Genomic DNA, 16282 nt, shown 5'->3' on the forward strand with positions numbered 1-16282 from the left:
AAAATAACCGACGTTTATTCTGATCTGGCCCGCCCTCACCCTGTGGGTGCTGGTGGTGATCTGCAAGGCGGTACTGAAAGACGTACGCGCCGCCAAGAAGGAAAACCGCGAACTGGTGTAACCACCGGTATCACGGCTGTTGGTAAGACAAAGGCGAACCCCGGGGTTCGCCTTTTTCATGGTCAGTAAAAGCTCTGCAGCCAGCGGGCGTAAAGCGGTATGCCCACCAGCACGTTGAAGGGAAAGGTCACCGCCAATGACGCCAGCATGGCCAGCCCTATGTCTGCCTTGTCGATGGCGGCGCCAATGGCCGCCGGGGCGGCGATGTAGGACGCACTGGCCACCAGCGCCACCAGAATGAGCGCCGTGCCTTGCGGCAGTCCCAACAGCAGGGCCATCAGGGTACCCAGCCCGGCCAGTACCAGCGGTGCCAACAGCGCAAACAGCATGACCGGCCAGCGACGCCAAGGCACCGGGCACAGCGCCTTGGCGGCACACAGGCCCATTTCCAGCAAAAACAGCGCCAGCAGGCCCTTGAAGGCACCGATGAACAAATCACTCACCGGCGCCGCCTGCTGGGGTCCGTAGAAATAACCGATCAGCACACCACCGGTCAGCAGCACCACGCCGCGGCTGGTCAGCGCCTCGTGCCACACGCCGCCATTACTACTCTGTGCGCCCTGCCCCGACAGCCGCTTGTACAGGGAAATGGCCACGATGATGGCGGGCAGCTCCAGCAACACCAGATACAGGGTGGTCTCGGGCGCAATCTCCAGACTCAGGCTCTGGGCATAGGCCAGGGCGACCGCAAAGGTACCGGCGCTGACCGAGCCATAATGCGCCGCCAGACTGGCGCTGTTGGCCTGATCGAGCCGCAGCAACCGCCGGGCCACCGGATAACACAGCAGCGGTATCAGCACCCCCAAAGAGGCCACCGCCAGCAGCGAGGGCACCAGCCCCCAGTGCAGGTTACCGTGCAGCGCCAGCCCGCCCTTGAAGCCGATGGTCAGCATCAGCAGTATGCTCAGGGTGTCATATGCCGCCTTGGGCACCTTAAGATCCGAACGGGCCAGGCCCGCTATGACACCCAGCGCAAAAAACGCCACCACAATATCCGGCATGAATTCCTCTCTTTTCATTATGTTGCAATGTTGGTCAACCGAATGCGGGCAGTGCGCTGCCGGGTTGACCTGAAGACGGCTGACATTGTGCTGACGGCAAAGTATAGTTACCAATAAATGTTAATAACTTTCAATATAGATAATTATCAATGAATGTTCGTCATCTGACTTTTCGCCTGCTGCAGGTGTATGTGGCAGTGGTGCGCCTGGGCTCGGTATCCCGGGCCGCCGGCCAGCTGCACCTGACCCAACCCACCGTGTCGCAGCAGCTCAAACGCCTGGCCGAAGCGGTAGGCGAGCCGTTGCTGATCATCGGTGATGGCCGCATTACGCCGACCCTGGTCGGCACCGAGCTGTATCATGCGGCCCTGGATGCCCTGAGCCGTTTTGAAGACTTCAACGGCTTTTTGCAGGATGCTCGCCAGGGCACCCGCGGCAGTTTCAGCATTGGCGTGGTGACCACCGCCAAGTACATATTGCCGCGCCTGCTGGGGCCCTTTAACCGGAATTTTCCGGGGGTGGAGGTATCGATCAGCGTCGGCAACCGGGGTTATATTCTGGATCGCCACCGCCACCAGCAGGACGATCTTTATCTGTTCAGCCACCCGCCCACCGGGGAGCACACCCTGAGTGGCCGTTTTATCCATAATCCCCTGGTGTTGATTACTCCGCCGGATCACTGGGCGGTAAATAATCCTCCCACCGATTTCTCGGCTCTGCTGGAAGAGCGGTTTCTACTGCGCGAGCCGGGCAGCGCCACCCGGCTGGTGTTTGAGGAATGGCTGCGCAAGCGCAACTCGCAATTGAAGCGGGTGATGCAGATAGAAAGCAACGAGGTGATCCGCATGAGCGTGGAGCAAGGGCTTGGGCTGGCGGTGTTGTCGGAGCACACCCTGGCCGAGGGCGATCAAAAGGTGGGCCGCCCGGTCATTCCCGGGTTTCCGCTCGGCAGCCACTGGTATCTGGTGTGCCACAGCAACCGGCGCATGCCCTATGCCGCCGCCAACTTCGTGCGCTTTATCAACGACAATCTGGCCCATTGCGTCGATCAGCGTTATATCCAGAACGATCTGGCGGAATTGCTGGGGCAGCTGAATACCGATCATTGAATGCAGACATGATTGTCGAGTCACAAGAGATGAATATCGAACCCCAGCCGTAATCGAGCTGTTTGATGTATTGATTCCGAAACTCACTGCGAATCCAATATCAAACGACATATTTACCGAAAACCCTATCTCGAACAGAGTCAGATACCGGAGCTATTTAAAGTGGCGTCCCGATTTTGGGGGAACCTGGGTTGAAAACCACCGGGAGAGCTCATACCCTTGGGGCTCGTCTATCTATACCTAAATGGCTCCCTACCGCAGCATGTGGACAGGCAGGGAGAGCACTAATGATTTTCGAGGGAGACAATATATAGCGATGGAAGATGAAAACTCTCCTGCTCTGCGCGCTGGTGTGGACTTTCGTGGCACCAAAAACGCGACGCAGCCAGTGCTTGAGCACATCAAGCCAGGCCAAAAGCGTGCGCCGTTTTTGCGCTACATCCGTATCAATCTGCCGCGAACCACTCGGCTGCTACTCGTTGCCGTGATCGCCGTGATCGGCGGTGCTTCGGCGGCGGTTGCGCTATCGAACCAGGAGCCCTTTCTGTTCGCGACCCTGGCGCTGTGGAGTATCTGTGGGGCTGCCGTCGTGTTCGTTGCCGTGGGTTTGATGACCTCTGTCCGCATCTGGAAATGGGGCTTGCCCATCGCCCTGCTCTCTCTGCTGATCTACCTCGGCGGCCTGCTGGGCAATGCGCCCTACGTCTGGAATGGGGCCAGTGTGGTTACCGCCGCCATGTGGAATCTGACGCTGTTGGCCTCCCTGGCCTACGTGGTGCTTTTTTGGGCACTGCGCTACGGGATGATCGTCGCCGCTCCCGACAACCAACACTTTTTAGACTGATAAGGCTTTATCAATGGATCTCGGATTTCCGTGGTGGCTTCGTGTGGAGCACTTCCTCAACATCATCTTTATTTCGTTCCTCGTTCGCTCGGGCCTGGAAATTCTGGGCACCTACCCCAAGCTTTACCGCTCGCAGCATACAGTGCCTGGCACATCCTGGGCCAAGTTTACGGTTCAGCAGGAGCCGAAGCATAAATACTACACGGTGGGCGGCGAGGACAGCGACTACTCTCCCCGTATTTCGCTCCCCGGCCATCGCCTGCTTGGTTTGGGGCGATATTGGCACTTTATGGCGGTGACGGGTTTTGTTAGCTGCTGGGTAATCTACTTTGTATTGCTGCTGGTTACCGGTCAGTGGCGGCGCTACGTGCCCACCAGTTGGGACACCTTTGCTCAGGCGGGTCAGGATATGCTGGCCTACCTTGCTTTCACCATGCCCCACCCCGTCGATGGCATGGTATTTAATGCCTTGCAGCAGTTGTCTTACGGCTTTGTCGTATTAATACTGACGCCTTTGGTCATTCTGACCGGCGCCTTTCAGTCTCCGGCCATTGCCAACCATTTTTCGCGCATTACCCGCATACTCGGTGGCCGCCAGGTGATCCGCAGCACACACTTTCTGTGCCTGGTTGGCTACGTCGCCTTCTTCGCCATACACCTGCCGCTGGTCTTTCTTCACGGCTACCTGCACGAGACATCAAAGATGGTATTGGGCCACTCCGATAATCCTGTTGTGGGCGGCGTTATTTTCACCATCGGCCTCGTCCTGGTCATCGTTCTGCACGTGGTCGCCACGCGCTGGACCCTGGCGGACGGCCGTGCCGTTGAGAAGTTGCATAACCTGATTGTGCGGCCATGGTCGAATCTGCTGTACAAGCTGCCCGCGCGCATGAACTACGATCGCTCCAATATCACGGGTAAAGAAGTGGGTCTCGATAACGCCACCCACAACTTCCGTGGCAGCGGGCGACCACCAGAAACTGCCGAGTACCTTGCGCTGATGGCCAACGGCTACGAGGACGACTACGTGCTCGAGATCGGTGGCTACGTTGAACGCCCGATGACGCTGACCATTGCGGATCTTCGCGAGCTTGCCGCTGGCCACTCTCAGACCACGCTGCACCACTGTGTGCAGGGCTTCACCTCGATTGGGCGGTGGCGCGGCATTACCGTGTCCGACCTGTTGGATCTTGTTAAGCCCTTGCCCGGCGCGACTGACGTGGTGTACACCAGCTTCCAGAACATGGGCCGCGATGATGTTCTGTATGAGGGGGGAAGCTACTACGAGTCCACCCCTATGGTGGAGGCACGGATGCCCCAGACGCTGATTGCCTTTGAACTCAACGACGAAGGCGAGATCCCGGCCAAGAATGGCGGACCGGTGCGGCTGCGCCTGGAAACCTCGACCGGGTTTCGCAGCCTGAAGTGGCTGGAACGTATTGAGGTGGTCAACCGTTACGACATTATCCTTAAGGGCCGCGGTGGCTACTTCGAGGACACCGACTTCTTCGACCGCAACCAGCTGATCTGACCGTTCGCGAAAAGAAAAGAAAAGGAAAGAATTCATGCCACTGAAAAAAACACGCCCAGGTACCCAGGCCGAGCTGGATGCTTACATGGCCGCGCGGCCCAGACCGGTGCGCAACACCTTTGAAGGTATGTACCCGCTGCACGAGGACCTTGAGCTGTCGGACGAACAGGTGCAGATCGTGCTGGACTACCTGCAAGAGGTTAATTTCCATCTGCCCGGCGCCGCTTCCCATGAGTTTCTCGTGGTCCGCTGGGCGCGCTACACCGGGTTTCAGTTCATGCAGGAACCCCTGGAAGCTTATGCCATTGGCCTTAGATGCACGCATCCCGGCATGGAAGACCAACACACCTTCATTCGTATGTCCTGGGGCCAGCTGATGGGAGATCCCGAGGCTATCCGCCTGCCGGTCAACAAACCGGTGCTGGCAAGCGATGTGATGACCCTCGCCCGCTATCGCGATACGCGTACTGGGCCCTCGCGAACGGGCGTTGATGCCTATGATGCTGCCCCCGATGGCTCTGTACCTCATTCGGTACCAGGCACCGACTTCGACCTGAAGTTGTTGAACGGCGCACTCGATGACGTGCTGGAACAGCACCTTACCGGCAAGGGGCGCGACATCAACTCATGGTGGAACCCCGCGCTTAACTGGGGAGTGGCGCTGGCCGGGCGCTACCCGCGACTGAAGTACTTCGAGTCCAAGGGACGCCTCGACGAGCAAGCCCTGGCTGCTTTGCATGCCTTCGAGGCGCGGGCAGAGCGCGCGGAAACAGCGTTGCAGGAACTCGGCCTGGCCTCGCCTGCATCCGTGGCCGAGTCTGCGCTTAAGCAGGCGGAGAAAGCGGAAAGTGGAAAATTTTCCCGCCGCCATCGTATCCGCAACCCACAGCCGCTCACCGAATAAGAGCCTGACACCAATCTGGTAAACTAACTGATCTATGTAGCTACCCTGTAAAGGTCGAACGAAGGGGCTACTCCACCGACACGCTGAACCGCATCCCTGCGACGCTCAGCACATGACGTCCTGTCATGTGATGGTCGCTTGAGTAGAACCCTTCATCCGCCCCTGTGCTGCGGCGTCGCCTGTGGGAACGCCCTGCAGACAACTCGGTGCTTAAGGAGAGGCAACAGAGTTCAGCTCCCACGACCGTGAAATGCCAGGGATGGCATTTCACGAGCCCCCAGGGATGGGTCTATGGCGTGTCGTGGGAGGTGGCTCTATTGCCTCGAGTATCCAGCTTTAAAACAGATCACATTTTTACTTAGGTTGGTATGACACCGGGCTGGGCTGCGCTATGCCTGTGGAGGACCCATCTGGCCCGCAACAAACGGGAACTATTTGTTGGCCGACAACGGTATGGTTTCTGGATGGCAGTCTTGAAGCTGCGCCGCAAACAGAGTCACCACTCATCCAGAAGCCGAGGAGCGCGTATCGCTTATGAATGACAATATCAAAACTCACGGCCCGGCCGTTGGTGCGGAGCAATTGGTTGATGTTTATAACTCCGCCCAGCATGAGCCTTCACCTTGGAGCGTAATCAGTGATCAGGTGATGGGCGGTGTCTCCAGTGCGACACAACACCAGGAAGAACGTCATCATTCGCCCTGTACGTGTTTAGTGGGCCGCACCAGCCTTGATAACAACGGCGGATTCGTGCAGATGAAGCTTGATATTGAGCCAAGTGAGCTAAGTGCTGACTACAAAGGAGTCTTCATTGAACTGGCCGGCAACGCCCACGATTATAATCTGCATGTAAAAACCGCTCAGCTAACCCGACCTTGGCAGTCTTTTCGCTACACCTTGTCCGTGGAGCCACAATGGACTCGATTCATTGTGCCCTTTGCGCAACTGCTCGCTCATCGCACCGAAGCAGAACTGCAGCCAGCAGAGATAAAAAGCGTTGCCGTGGTGGCCATAGGTCAAGAATTCGATGTTGATGTTTGTGTGCGGCGATTAGGTTTTTTTATATAAGCCATGAGAGCTGAGGCTTAAATTTAGCAAAAATGCTAACGCCGCTAGTAGAGGCGCAGCTTTGCTGCGTCCTGCTTACTGGCTTTTTTTATATTTTTTGTGCAACGTAATTTGGCACATCAATTTTTTCTCCACCATTCATAAAGTGAGAATCAAAACCGTATGCCATTTTTTCCAAAGGTGCCTCACCATAGCCCAAAGTTTTAATTTCAGTAATGTAACGTTCTATAAATGGTATTGCACCTAAATGTCCCCATTGTGCAACATGGACAAGCTCATGAAAGTGTAAACGTAAATTTGATGCTAGATGAGGGAGGACGTAATAAGTATTTTTATACGTAATCCCGTGTGCTTCCATATCAATAAAATCACCCAACCCCATTTGGCGCAATTCAGGAAAATTAGGTTTAGGGATTGTATCGACAATTACAAAATATGCTTACTGGAGAAACTCTAGAGAATAAAAACCTCTTAAATCATCAAAAAACTTAGAACAAGAAATCCTTTTCCCTTGATACTCAAGGTTAGTCTGATCAATCCACTGCTCAATTTTATGCAACATACGATACTCCAGAAAAAGATAACGCCCGCATTTGCGGCTGCTTTGGAGCACAGCGGAAAAGCAGTCCGACAACATGCGCTTGTTATGTGATGAGAACTAACTAACTTTTCCTCTCAGACCGATTAACTCCTGTGCAATTGATTTTTGAATATTAATATCTTTTGGCAGCGGTATTTTTTTTAACAAAACAGTTGGCTGTTTGATATTTGGATGGCTAGATTGACTTGCATACTGGTTCAAATTTAAATTACGAAGCGCAAAAAATAAATAATCTAAATCCACACCATCTTTTATACTTGCAATAAACATTGAATTATCAGTTATCCAAGATTTTTCTTTAGTTAAATGCACCGCACCACAATATGCTCCTACTCTTCCGATGGCTATTGTTGGTTGTTCACATAGATATTCACTATGCATACCAGTGATACCATTTCCACCATAGACGGTACAGTTTCCTTTTTGCATCTTGTTCTTAGGCAAGCCTTTACCGTTTTGCAGCTTAATAATTTTGTTAAGAGCTTCCATTTCAACATCACTTGTCAGCTCTTCGAATTTCAGGTCTATAGCGTCCTTTTTTATTTCTTTTTTTGATGCCTCAGTTCCAATCGAAATTGAATTATCGAAGTTAACACGTGTAAAATCGATAATATTTTTTAAATTTATCAGCTTCACGTTATTTCCGAGACTTTCATTTATCGGTAGTGTATTTCCTAAGAACGAACTATAAATATAAGAGTTTACTTTTCAGGATTTAAATGATTGTTTACATCATATAACGACGTAGTAAACTCGTCATTATCATTTACATTCATTCTAATGCCTTCGTGCCCCCTGCGACTACTAAAATCATAGCCAATAAACCTCTTCTCATCTTCAGCCTCTTTCTTTTTCTCTTCTTTTGTTGTTCCTTCGCCCACATTAGTTTTAACAAGCACGAGTTCTTGTGAAAAAGTTAAGAAATAGTACATAAGTCGCTTCTTTTCAATTTCTACAACTCTGGTTAAAAGTAAGTTTTCTAGTAAACTTTCTTGACTACTAGTCTCCAAGTCCTTAAATCTATCAGAATCCTTTAGTGAACGTATCTCTTGCAGTTCATAAAACCAGTCCGAATAATTAATATAAAGAACGGATGATTTTATCTTTTCATTCGGGTTTCCAGTTAATAGTGAGTGATAATCAGCAACCGAAAAATCTCCAAAGACATTACAAATATAAGATTCGAAAGATTTGGCAATTCCATCAATCTTCTGATCCCTTCCAGTAGATATGAATTTTTCTATAATTCTTTCGATAGTTTTCCACTCAGCATTTTCGCGTCTTTCTAAAAAGAATACTGCAGTTTTTACACCAGTTGCCATGAAAGTGCTGGTTCCTAGCTCAACAATTGATCGAATTTTAAAGTATTTAAAAAGTATATCTCTTGCTCCAGAAGAGATACCTGCTTTATCTAAGAATGAGTTTGGCAATATCACACCTGCCTTGCCACCAGGTTTTAATAACTGCTTAGTTCTTTCAACAAAAAGGCATTCAATCTCAGAGCTGTCATCTGTAAGGTGTTTAAATAAGCTAAATGATTTATCACCGTTTTTTATCGTATTTTTAAATGCTGAAACGGAGTAAGGAGGGTTTGCTACTAGAATATCAAATTGAGAATTATCTTGTGAATTATCATGACTGAATTCCTTCAATTTACCTTTGTAATCATTGCTGTATTCGAAGCTATCTAGGCCGTCGGCATGTATAACATTTGCTAGCCCATCCCCATTAAGAAAGCAACTGACTTTAGCTGTTTTAACAAGGCGATAGTCAGCTTCTATGCCGTATACATAGTCATATGCCCAATCGAACGGGCTCGCTTTCCAGCTTGTGATTTTTAATTTTGTAGAGGGCTTTTGTCTTTCATCATCCATGGACTCAATAATTTTCTGAACATCATCCATTGATTCCGTGAGGAAGTGCCCGCTTCCTGCAGAATAATCTATTATATAGGGAAGGAAGTTGCTTTCATTTTTTAATATTTTTTCTTCAATTATCTCTCTGACAGGTATTGACGATATAATAAATTTTGCAATAGGAACAGGCGTAAAGAATTGACCTGCTTCTTGTTTAATCCCTGTACTTAATAATAGTTCAAAAAAGTCACCTAGGAATTGCTGCTTGTGTCCATAACGAATTTGAAATGGTTGGAGCAACTCGACAACCTCTTTAACAACAATGGCATTTTCTTCAAATGATTTTTGATCAAACACCTCTTTAAAAGCAAACTCGTTATTTTTATGGAGTCTTATGCGAGTAAACATTTCTCTAATATATTCCCTTGACTCGCTATCAAGAGTAAGTATCTTTTCGTTAAGTTGTTTTTCTGAGTAATCTGTTATTTCTTTTGCCAGGTATTCCTTCATTCCTTGTTTATAAAGATCCGACAAGCGTTTTTGTAAGTCTATATGCGTATCATTTTCCAGCCATTGAAAATGAAGCTCTTCATCTGAATTTCGGTCTTCGTCAACAACTTTGCATAGGAATAAATTAAAGATTTTGTTAAACGCGTTAGGTTTATCTGAAACAACATTATGCCTTAATATTTCGGCAAATTGATTAAATATTATGCCACTATCTTCCCGCGTGAGTTCTTTAAGGTTATCTCTCACGAGCGAACGAATTTCTACGTCATATGAACTCGCCCAATCATCAAATATCCCATTATCTTTAAAGTTCTTATTCCAGTGATCATGGATTTCCTTTTGATTAGTAAGCGTTATCCATTGAGGGTCACATTTTACTATTTCATTCTTATATTCAACTAAGTCGCTGCTAAGCCTCGAAGCATATAAACAAAGGTATTTAGTTGATTTATCTTGTAAAAAATATGAAAAAAGTTGGCCGCCATCCTTAACCATTTTTTTCTGTTCTTTATTGAATTCTGCCCCCCATGTTTTACATTCAATCATGAGATACGCTTTAGAGTTCTCATCTAGAACAAGAATATCCAGCTTTCCTTTTTCTTTTCTCCCCATCGGCCACTTATGTTCTAAAGAGAGCCTTTCTGGAGGGTAGCCTTTGTGTAACAGTCTATCGATGCATTCTAATACTACAAAATTCTCACTACTTGAGAAGTTACTGGTAGTTTTGTCACCAACTTTAATTTTTGATCCATAGTCAATCTTCAAAGAATTAAAATCGACTTGGATCATATAGCTGCTATGTTCAGAGTATTCCTTATAGAATATTTTCTCACCTTCACTTAATAGCTTATATCCTAATTTATGTATAAGACTCTCAATTACTATGGTATCGATTTGCATTCTTTAATTTTCCAACTTATTGCTCAATTTGTGCAAACAGAATTTACACATAACATTTTAATAGTACGCATGCTCATATTTCTGCCATCACACCAATTCAAAATTCACTTATAAGCCATTGATAATAGATAAATTACCATTAATCAGCCGTGTTTAGTGATGAGCAAAAACGCGCATGCGCGATATCTATGGCCACTTGCGCACTATCCACAAGACCCTGTCTCAATCTGCTCATATTATGAGCATTTTCAAGCCGAATTTGTTGTACCCGCGCATGGGTTGTTGATAGAGAGCACGATGGCGGCAAGCTCGAAAATACACTGTATAAAACATCAGATTTTCCTTCATGCAGGCTACCGCAGGATCTTGCGGGCGACCGGGCCCCTTTCACCTTGTTCTGGCTATGGTTAAGGCAGTTATTGTGCCTCTTCGCGTGAAAAATTCAAATGGAACCTTTGCAGAGAGGGAGTTTTGCGTCGCTTTTTGAACCAATACCAATTTAAATAAACATCTGATCATGTTAACCGCCGGGATCAGAGGCAACACAGCCGATATGCTTGATGAATGACAAGATAGAGGATCTATGGTTATGACGTACCTGAAACAGACGGCGTGGATCACGCTGGCAATCATGATGGGGATGGGCAACGCGATGGCAACCGAAGAAGCCGAATACCGGGTGATACGTCAGGACAACCGCTTTGAGCTGCGCGAATATGCGTCCCATATTATTGCCGAAACCCTGGTCGGCGGAGACTTCGATGACGCCGGTAGCAAGGCGTTTGGCCGGCTGTTCAAATATATTTCCGGCAACAACACCAGCAGCCAGAGCATCGACATGACCGCCCCGGTCAGCCAGCAGGCGGAAGGCGAAAAAATCGACATGACCTCCCCCGTGGGTCAGCAACGGGTAAACGACCGCTGGGCGATCAGTTTCATGATGCCCGCCGCCTATTCGCTGGAAACACTGCCCACCCCCAATGACCCGAATATCACATTGCGGCAGGTTCCCGCGCGCCACATGGCGGCGGTAACCTATTCGGGTTTGTGGAACGAAAAGAATTACCGGCAACACAAAGAGCAGCTGGACGCCTGGATCAACAAAAACGGCTTTAGCGTGGTGGGCGAGCCCATTTGGGCCCGATATAACCCGCCCTTCATGCCCTGGTTTTTGCGCCGAAACGAAATTCTGGTGCCCGTGGCACCGCCGCAAAGCCCATAGGCCCGGCGGCAGTGGGCGGCCAAGCGAACGTTCTGGTCTGCTGCCGGTGTTATCTGTGAGAGGACCCCTCTGTAATGCTCAAAATCACCATCAAGGCGTTTGTGCTGTGGTTGGTTATCCTGGTGCTGGCCATCATCAATGGCGGGTTGCGAGAAGCGCTGCTCATGCCGGTGATGAGCAACGCTCTGGCATTGCCGCTTAGCGGCATATTGTTGTCTGTGCTGATTCTCGCCGTGGCCTGCCTCACCCTGCCCTGGCTTGGCCGGTTAAATGCTGCAGGTTATGCCGCCATCGGCAGCGGGTGGTTGAGTCTGACACTGGTGTTTGAATTCAGTTTTGGCTACCTCATTCAGGACAAGTCGTGGCCGCAGCTGGTTGAAGCCTACACATTTAAGGACGGCAACCTGTGGCCCATTGTGCTGCTGGTGGTGGCCTCGGCCCCCTGTGTGGCAGCTAAAATCAGACACCGGATTTGATCCCCTATCCCATTGAGCAAAACACTTGCTGCTGTATGCAGGAGACGCTGTATACCAGAAGAGGCAACAGAGATTGCCTCCCTCGGCCGTGACATGCCAGGGATGGCATGTCCGAGCTTACAGGGATGTACTTGTAGCGTGTCGAGGGAGGTAGCTGTGTTGCCTCTGGTGCGCGGGCGTTAGGTGATTACATACCTACAGGAATGAGCATAAAAACACTCGTGCCACTCAGCTTACCGTTGCAGCATCCAGCTGGCCTGCCGCCGCTCCAGTAAAACGCCTTTTGGCCCCCGCCCCTGCTCGGTAATGGCCACCCGGCCCTGCTCTACACACAACACCGTTTGCGCGCGGGTGCCGTAGTCCGGGCTTTGAATGAAGATGGACGACAGCAGACTTTCCCACTCCGGCCCCACGCCGGTGTTGGGCAATTGTTCCAGCGCGGCCCGGGTGTCGTCATCCAGCAGGCCGAAGGCCGTGCCTTCATGTACCGGGCCGAGTGTGGCCAGCCCCTGCTTGAGCCGTTCCACCTTGGGCCAGGGGGTGTCGAGCATGGCGTTGGATAAGCCATACAGCCCGGCCGTCAGCCGGCATGCCTCCACGCCTGTCCGGTTGCCACCGTAATGCAGCTCGCCCCGGGTAAGATCCCCCACCAGCAGGTTGAACCCGGCGTAATCCTCGCCATTTGCCAGCACCTGCCCTAAATAAGCGGCCGGAGCCTGCTCGCCGGTCAGAAAATCGGCCACCAGCTCGCCCCGGCTGCGCAGGCCCGCTCCGGGAGTGCCTTCGCGCACATTGGTCAAGGCGGCAAAGCGCCCGGCGCGACTCATGCCCAGCCAGGTACCTCCGGCCTGCAAATCCCGCCCGGCCCAAATGTCTGGCGCATCCGGCCACCAGTCGGCCGGTGCCGTGGGGCGGGCATAAAATTCATCCCGGTTGGCCAGCAAATGCAGCCGGCACTGTTCCGGTTGCCACGAAAAGGCGATAAGACACAAAACGGAGTTCCTCAGAATAACGGCACACGGGGTTACTTTACTCCCGAGACCGGTGCCGGGCCAGAGTCGGGCTGCTCCGGCTCGTCGTTTCTTACCCGCACGAAGCTGGCAAACCGGGGCAGGCGCTGACCGGTTTCTCCCTGATAGCGATAGGTAACCAACGCCCCCACCGGCGGCGGCTGTTGGCGTTGGGCATCGCTGAAACCGGTGCCCAGCCGAAACTGCCGACCATCGTCGGTTTCTACCAGCAGCGCACCCAGCATTCCCGCATATTTGCCCTGCCCCGGCAGATGCGCCAGCACGCGGGCCTCGGCATCCTGAAAACGCTTGAGCTTGAGCAGGTCCTGATTGCGGCTGGCCGAATAAAGGCTGTCCCGGTGGCGCAGCATCAGCCCCTCACCGTCCAGCGCTTCCACCTCGGCCAGATACGCCGCCAGAGCCGTATTGTCGGGCAGTAGCCGCTGTTCAAGCAACTTCAGATACGGGGAGTCAAGCTGTGAGAACAGCCGTTGCAGCGCGTTCAGCCGGGCTTCAAACGGCAGCTCGCTGGCAGGCAGGTCGAACACCATAAAGCGAATGCTTTTCCATTCGTCTTCATTGGGCCGGTAACGGCGTACCGCCGCCGACAGCTCTTCAAACCGGCCCCGGCCCAGCCACAGCTCGCCATCCAGCGGAGTATCCGGAAAGCCGGCCACAAACCAGTCGGGTGCCGAGAACCGATGGCCGCCGCGCGACAAAAGATCGCGCCCGTTCCAGTAGGCGCGCACGCCGTCCAGCTTTTCGCTGACCCGGTAATGGGTCACATCCTGCTGTTGATACTCTGCCGCCAGCTGCAGCGGAGGCGGCGCTATGCCCTCGGCGTATCCGCTACCCGACAACAGCACCAACGGTAGCCATAGCGGTAACCTCTTCATGCTCAACCCTCCCTGGTAGAAACAACAGCGACCGGATAAATATCAATCGCCAACCACCAAGAATAGCCCTTCGGGCAACTGTAGGCACTGCTTCAGCTGTGCAATGTGGCGAAGCCACATCTCAACACCAATGTTTCATATATCGCCGTATTACCTGACCCCGAGTTCCTGGTCCGGCACCACGTTCACCGGCCGGGCGGCAGACCAGCCAACGGCAAATTGCACCAGTTGCAGCGCCAGCATCACCAGCAGCGCCACTTGCCAGTTACCGCCCATATCGCGCAGCAAACCCAGCGATACCGGCCCCAGCGCCGCCAGCAGGTAGCCGATGCTCTGGGCCATGGCCGAGAGCGCCGTGGCCTCGGCAGTATTACCGGCACGCAGCACAAAGAACGACAGCGCCAGGCTGAGCGCACTGCCGCAGCCCATGCCAATCAGCGATGCCCACAGCAGCGGCGCCGCCGCCGGTTGCCACCAGAGCCCGGCAATGCCGCAGAAAGACACGACAAAGGTGCCCAGTACCAGCATGCGCTGGCTGCGCATTTTGGCCGCCAGTATCGGCACACATAAATTGAAGGGAATGCTCACCAGATTGATCAGCGCGGTGGCGGTGCCGGCCTGATGGGCATCCAGACCGCTTTCAAGCAGAATTTTGGGCAACCAGGTGGCCATGGAATAAAAGTAAAACGACTGCAGCCCCATGTAGAAGGTAATGGCCCAGGCAAGCCGGTCTCGCCACAGGCTGACACGCACCGGGTTTTGTGGTCGCCCCACGCCGCTGACCTTCAGCATCGGCAGCCAGAACAACAGGCTGAGCAGCGGCAATATCGCCCACAGCGCCACCGGATAACGCCAGCCGCCAAACTGCTCCAGCAGGGGCACCGCCAGATACACGCCCATGCCGGCCCCCAGGCTGAGGGTCACCGAATACAGGCCGGTCATCAGCCCTACCTGGCGGGGGAAAAAGGCTTTTACCAGCCCCGGGATCAAGACGTTAAGCACGGCAATGGCCGAGCCCAGCAACAGAGTACCGAGGATCACCAGCGGATAGTTGTCTACCAGTCGCAGCCCCACGCCCAGGCTTATCACCATCAAACCGGCAATCGACAGCCACTGAGGCGCCCAGCGGCGGGTCAGCCAGGGCACGCAGATGGACATGACGCCAAAACACAGCAGGGGCAGAGTGGTCAGCAGACTAAAGGCACTGGCGCTGATGTTGAGCGCGGCGCGAATTTCCATCACCAGCGGCCCTACTACCACCAGGCCCCCACGCAGGTTGGCGGCGGCCAGCATCAGCGCGACCATGGCCAGCAAAGCAATAACGGGACGGCCGCGAAAAGGGCCGTCGAGCGAAGTTGTTGTCATTATTATCCCTTGGAGTGCAATGGCGTCGTCGTGTGGCAATACCTGTTTTAACGACAGGACGCACCGGCGATGATGGTTGGTTACAGAGTCGGGCGCGTCCATGTTAGGAGCTGGCGTCAAGGAGAGCAAGTACCACAAAAATATCAATTTCTTGATTTAGCTCCTGCCCCCACGCGGTGATATGGTTACTATCAACGATAAGCTGCAATTATTGGGAATATCATGCTGAATCCAAAAGATATCACTGCCGTTATTCTGGCCGGAGGCGAAGGGCGACGGATGAACGGGGCCGACAAGGGGCTGCTGGAGTTATGGGGCAAACCGCTGGTGGTGCATCTGCTGGAACGGCTGGCTCCTCAGGTGGGCAAAGTGCTGATCAATGCCAACCGTAATCTGGATTGCTACCGGCAACTGGCGCCGGTGGTACCGGATAACGACGTTCATTATGCCGGCCCTTTGGCCGGATTCGAGGCCGGACTGAGCCATGCACCCAGCGAATGGGTGCTGTTTGTGCCCTGCGACAGCCCGCTGGTGCCGATGGATCTGGCACACCGGCTGTGCGCCGCCATTCGCCATCACGATCAAATTGCGGTGGTGGATGACGGCATTCAGCTGCATGCGGCCACCGCCCTGGTACACCAGTCGTTGCTGCCGTCTTTGTGTAATTATCTGGATGGGGGCGATCGCAAGCTGCAGCTATGGTTTGAGCGCCACCAGCTGGTCACCGTAGACTTCAGCGATCAGGTCGAGGCCTTTTTCAACCTCAATACAGAAACCGCGCTGCAGGAGCTGGAACAACAGGCCCAGAAATAACCACAAAAAAGGGGTCGGAGTCATTTAAATAAAATGACTCCGACCCCTTTTTATTT

At 52.5% G+C, this 16282-nt stretch carries 16 protein-coding genes; 9 read left to right on the forward strand and 7 right to left on the reverse strand.

Translation table 11 applies throughout. The features are described from left to right. The first annotated feature begins 22 nt into the window (after positions 1 to 22). Positions 23 to 121: a putative transporter small subunit gene (locus tag ABD827_RS17860; protein ID WP_425568018.1), complete on the forward strand. Its 99-nt coding sequence runs from the start codon at positions 23 to 25 to the stop codon at positions 119 to 121. A 61-nt stretch (positions 122 to 182) separates the two neighbouring features. On the opposite strand, the gene ABD827_RS17290 is transcribed toward ABD827_RS17860, so the two are convergent. Beyond that, complete coding sequence (locus ABD827_RS17290; RefSeq protein WP_344965936.1) at positions 183 to 1121, reverse strand: sodium-dependent bicarbonate transport family permease; 939 nt, start codon at positions 1119 to 1121, stop codon at positions 183 to 185. Between the two features lie 149 nt (positions 1122 to 1270). Between ABD827_RS17290 and ABD827_RS17295 the strand changes: the two genes are divergently transcribed. The 5 genes from ABD827_RS17295 (at position 1271) to ABD827_RS17315 (ending at position 6577) form a co-directional block, all read left to right on the forward strand. Next, positions 1271 to 2230, forward strand: a complete 960-nt coding sequence (locus ABD827_RS17295; RefSeq protein WP_344965937.1) for a LysR family transcriptional regulator — start codon at positions 1271 to 1273, stop codon at positions 2228 to 2230. Positions 2231 to 2546: 316 nt separating this feature from the next. Further along, positions 2547 to 3074 carry a hypothetical protein gene (locus tag ABD827_RS17300; protein ID WP_344965938.1) on the forward strand — a complete coding sequence of 176 codons (528 nt, stop codon included), beginning with the start codon at positions 2547 to 2549 and terminating at the stop codon, positions 3072 to 3074. Between the two features lie 13 nt (positions 3075 to 3087). Next, the gene (locus ABD827_RS17305) at positions 3088 to 4605 is read left to right on the forward strand and encodes a molybdopterin-dependent oxidoreductase (RefSeq protein ID WP_344965939.1); all 1518 of its coding nucleotides are present in this window, start codon (positions 3088 to 3090) and stop codon (positions 4603 to 4605) included. Positions 4606 to 4639: 34 nt separating this feature from the next. Next, on the forward strand, positions 4640 to 5509 hold the full coding sequence (locus tag ABD827_RS17310) for a hypothetical protein (protein ID WP_344965940.1): 870 nt from the start codon (positions 4640 to 4642) through the stop codon (positions 5507 to 5509). 534 nt (positions 5510 to 6043) lie between these two features. Then, positions 6044 to 6577: a CIA30 family protein gene (locus tag ABD827_RS17315; protein WP_344965941.1), complete on the forward strand. Its 534-nt coding sequence runs from the start codon at positions 6044 to 6046 to the stop codon at positions 6575 to 6577. Between the two features lie 88 nt (positions 6578 to 6665). On the opposite strand, the gene ABD827_RS17320 is transcribed toward ABD827_RS17315, so the two are convergent. The 3 genes from ABD827_RS17320 to ABD827_RS17330 all read right to left on the reverse strand — a co-directional run bounded on the left by ABD827_RS17320 (position 6666) and on the right by ABD827_RS17330 (position 10444). Next, the gene (locus tag ABD827_RS17320; RefSeq protein ID WP_344965942.1) at positions 6666 to 6959 is read right to left on the reverse strand and encodes a hypothetical protein; all 294 of its coding nucleotides are present in this window, start codon (positions 6957 to 6959) and stop codon (positions 6666 to 6668) included. A gap of 276 nt (positions 6960 to 7235) precedes the next feature. Then, a complete protein-coding gene (locus ABD827_RS17325) occupies positions 7236 to 7814 on the reverse strand; it encodes a restriction endonuclease subunit S (RefSeq protein WP_344965943.1) in 579 nt (192 codons plus the stop codon). Positions 7815 to 7879: 65 nt separating this feature from the next. After that, positions 7880 to 10444, reverse strand: coding sequence for a type I restriction-modification system subunit M (locus ABD827_RS17330; protein WP_344965944.1), 2565 nt, complete (start codon positions 10442 to 10444; stop codon positions 7880 to 7882). A 589-nt stretch (positions 10445 to 11033) separates the two neighbouring features. On the opposite strand from ABD827_RS17330, the gene ABD827_RS17335 reads away from it, so the two are divergent. Beyond that, the gene (locus tag ABD827_RS17335; protein WP_344965945.1) at positions 11034 to 11666 is read left to right on the forward strand and encodes an SOUL family heme-binding protein; all 633 of its coding nucleotides are present in this window, start codon (positions 11034 to 11036) and stop codon (positions 11664 to 11666) included. A 74-nt stretch (positions 11667 to 11740) separates the two neighbouring features. Then, complete coding sequence (locus tag ABD827_RS17340) at positions 11741 to 12142, forward strand: hypothetical protein (RefSeq protein WP_344965946.1); 402 nt, start codon at positions 11741 to 11743, stop codon at positions 12140 to 12142. 233 nt (positions 12143 to 12375) lie between these two features. Here ABD827_RS17340 and ABD827_RS17345 read toward each other — a convergent pair whose 3' ends face one another. The 3 genes from ABD827_RS17345 to ABD827_RS17355 all read right to left on the reverse strand — a co-directional run bounded on the left by ABD827_RS17345 (position 12376) and on the right by ABD827_RS17355 (position 15413). Beyond that, a complete protein-coding gene (locus ABD827_RS17345; protein WP_344965947.1) occupies positions 12376 to 13134 on the reverse strand; it encodes an NRDE family protein in 759 nt (252 codons plus the stop codon). Between the two features lie 32 nt (positions 13135 to 13166). Further along, positions 13167 to 14048 carry a DNA ligase gene (locus tag ABD827_RS17350; protein ID WP_344965948.1) on the reverse strand — a complete coding sequence of 294 codons (882 nt, stop codon included), beginning with the start codon at positions 14046 to 14048 and terminating at the stop codon, positions 13167 to 13169. A gap of 150 nt (positions 14049 to 14198) precedes the next feature. Beyond that, positions 14199 to 15413 (reverse strand): CynX/NimT family MFS transporter, encoded by a 1215-nt coding sequence (locus ABD827_RS17355; RefSeq protein WP_298716153.1) that lies wholly within the window; start codon positions 15411 to 15413, stop codon positions 14199 to 14201. Positions 15414 to 15635: 222 nt separating this feature from the next. Between ABD827_RS17355 and mobA the strand changes: the two genes are divergently transcribed. Beyond that, the gene (mobA, locus tag ABD827_RS17360; RefSeq protein ID WP_344965949.1) at positions 15636 to 16226 is read left to right on the forward strand and encodes a molybdenum cofactor guanylyltransferase MobA; all 591 of its coding nucleotides are present in this window, start codon (positions 15636 to 15638) and stop codon (positions 16224 to 16226) included. Positions 16227 to 16282: the final 56 nt, after the last annotated feature.

The sequence above is a fragment of the Oceanisphaera sediminis genome (assembly GCF_039539745.1).
Lineage (GTDB): Bacteria > Pseudomonadota > Gammaproteobacteria > Enterobacterales > Aeromonadaceae > Oceanimonas > Oceanimonas sediminis.

Coding starts and splice junctions, on each gene's coding strand:
- ABD827_RS17290 (WP_344965936.1), bottom strand. CDS start 1,121: ATGCCGGATATTGTGGTGGCGTTTTTTGCGCTGGGTGTCATAGCGGGC.
- ABD827_RS17330 (WP_344965944.1), bottom strand. CDS start 10,444: ATGCAAATCGATACCATAGTAATTGAGAGTCTTATACATAAATTAGGA.
- ABD827_RS17295 (WP_344965937.1), top strand. CDS start 1,271: ATGAATGTTCGTCATCTGACTTTTCGCCTGCTGCAGGTGTATGTGGCA.
- ABD827_RS17315 (WP_344965941.1), top strand. CDS start 6,044: ATGAATGACAATATCAAAACTCACGGCCCGGCCGTTGGTGCGGAGCAA.
- ABD827_RS17355 (WP_298716153.1), bottom strand. CDS start 15,413: ATGACAACAACTTCGCTCGACGGCCCTTTTCGCGGCCGTCCCGTTATT.
- ABD827_RS17350 (WP_344965948.1), bottom strand. CDS start 14,048: ATGAAGAGGTTACCGCTATGGCTACCGTTGGTGCTGTTGTCGGGTAGC.
- mobA (WP_344965949.1), top strand. CDS start 15,636: ATGCTGAATCCAAAAGATATCACTGCCGTTATTCTGGCCGGAGGCGAA.
- ABD827_RS17300 (WP_344965938.1), top strand. CDS start 2,547: ATGGAAGATGAAAACTCTCCTGCTCTGCGCGCTGGTGTGGACTTTCGT.
- ABD827_RS17335 (WP_344965945.1), top strand. CDS start 11,034: ATGACGTACCTGAAACAGACGGCGTGGATCACGCTGGCAATCATGATG.
- ABD827_RS17305 (WP_344965939.1), top strand. CDS start 3,088: ATGGATCTCGGATTTCCGTGGTGGCTTCGTGTGGAGCACTTCCTCAAC.
- ABD827_RS17340 (WP_344965946.1), top strand. CDS start 11,741: ATGCTCAAAATCACCATCAAGGCGTTTGTGCTGTGGTTGGTTATCCTG.
- ABD827_RS17310 (WP_344965940.1), top strand. CDS start 4,640: ATGCCACTGAAAAAAACACGCCCAGGTACCCAGGCCGAGCTGGATGCT.
- ABD827_RS17320 (WP_344965942.1), bottom strand. CDS start 6,959: ATGGGGTTGGGTGATTTTATTGATATGGAAGCACACGGGATTACGTAT.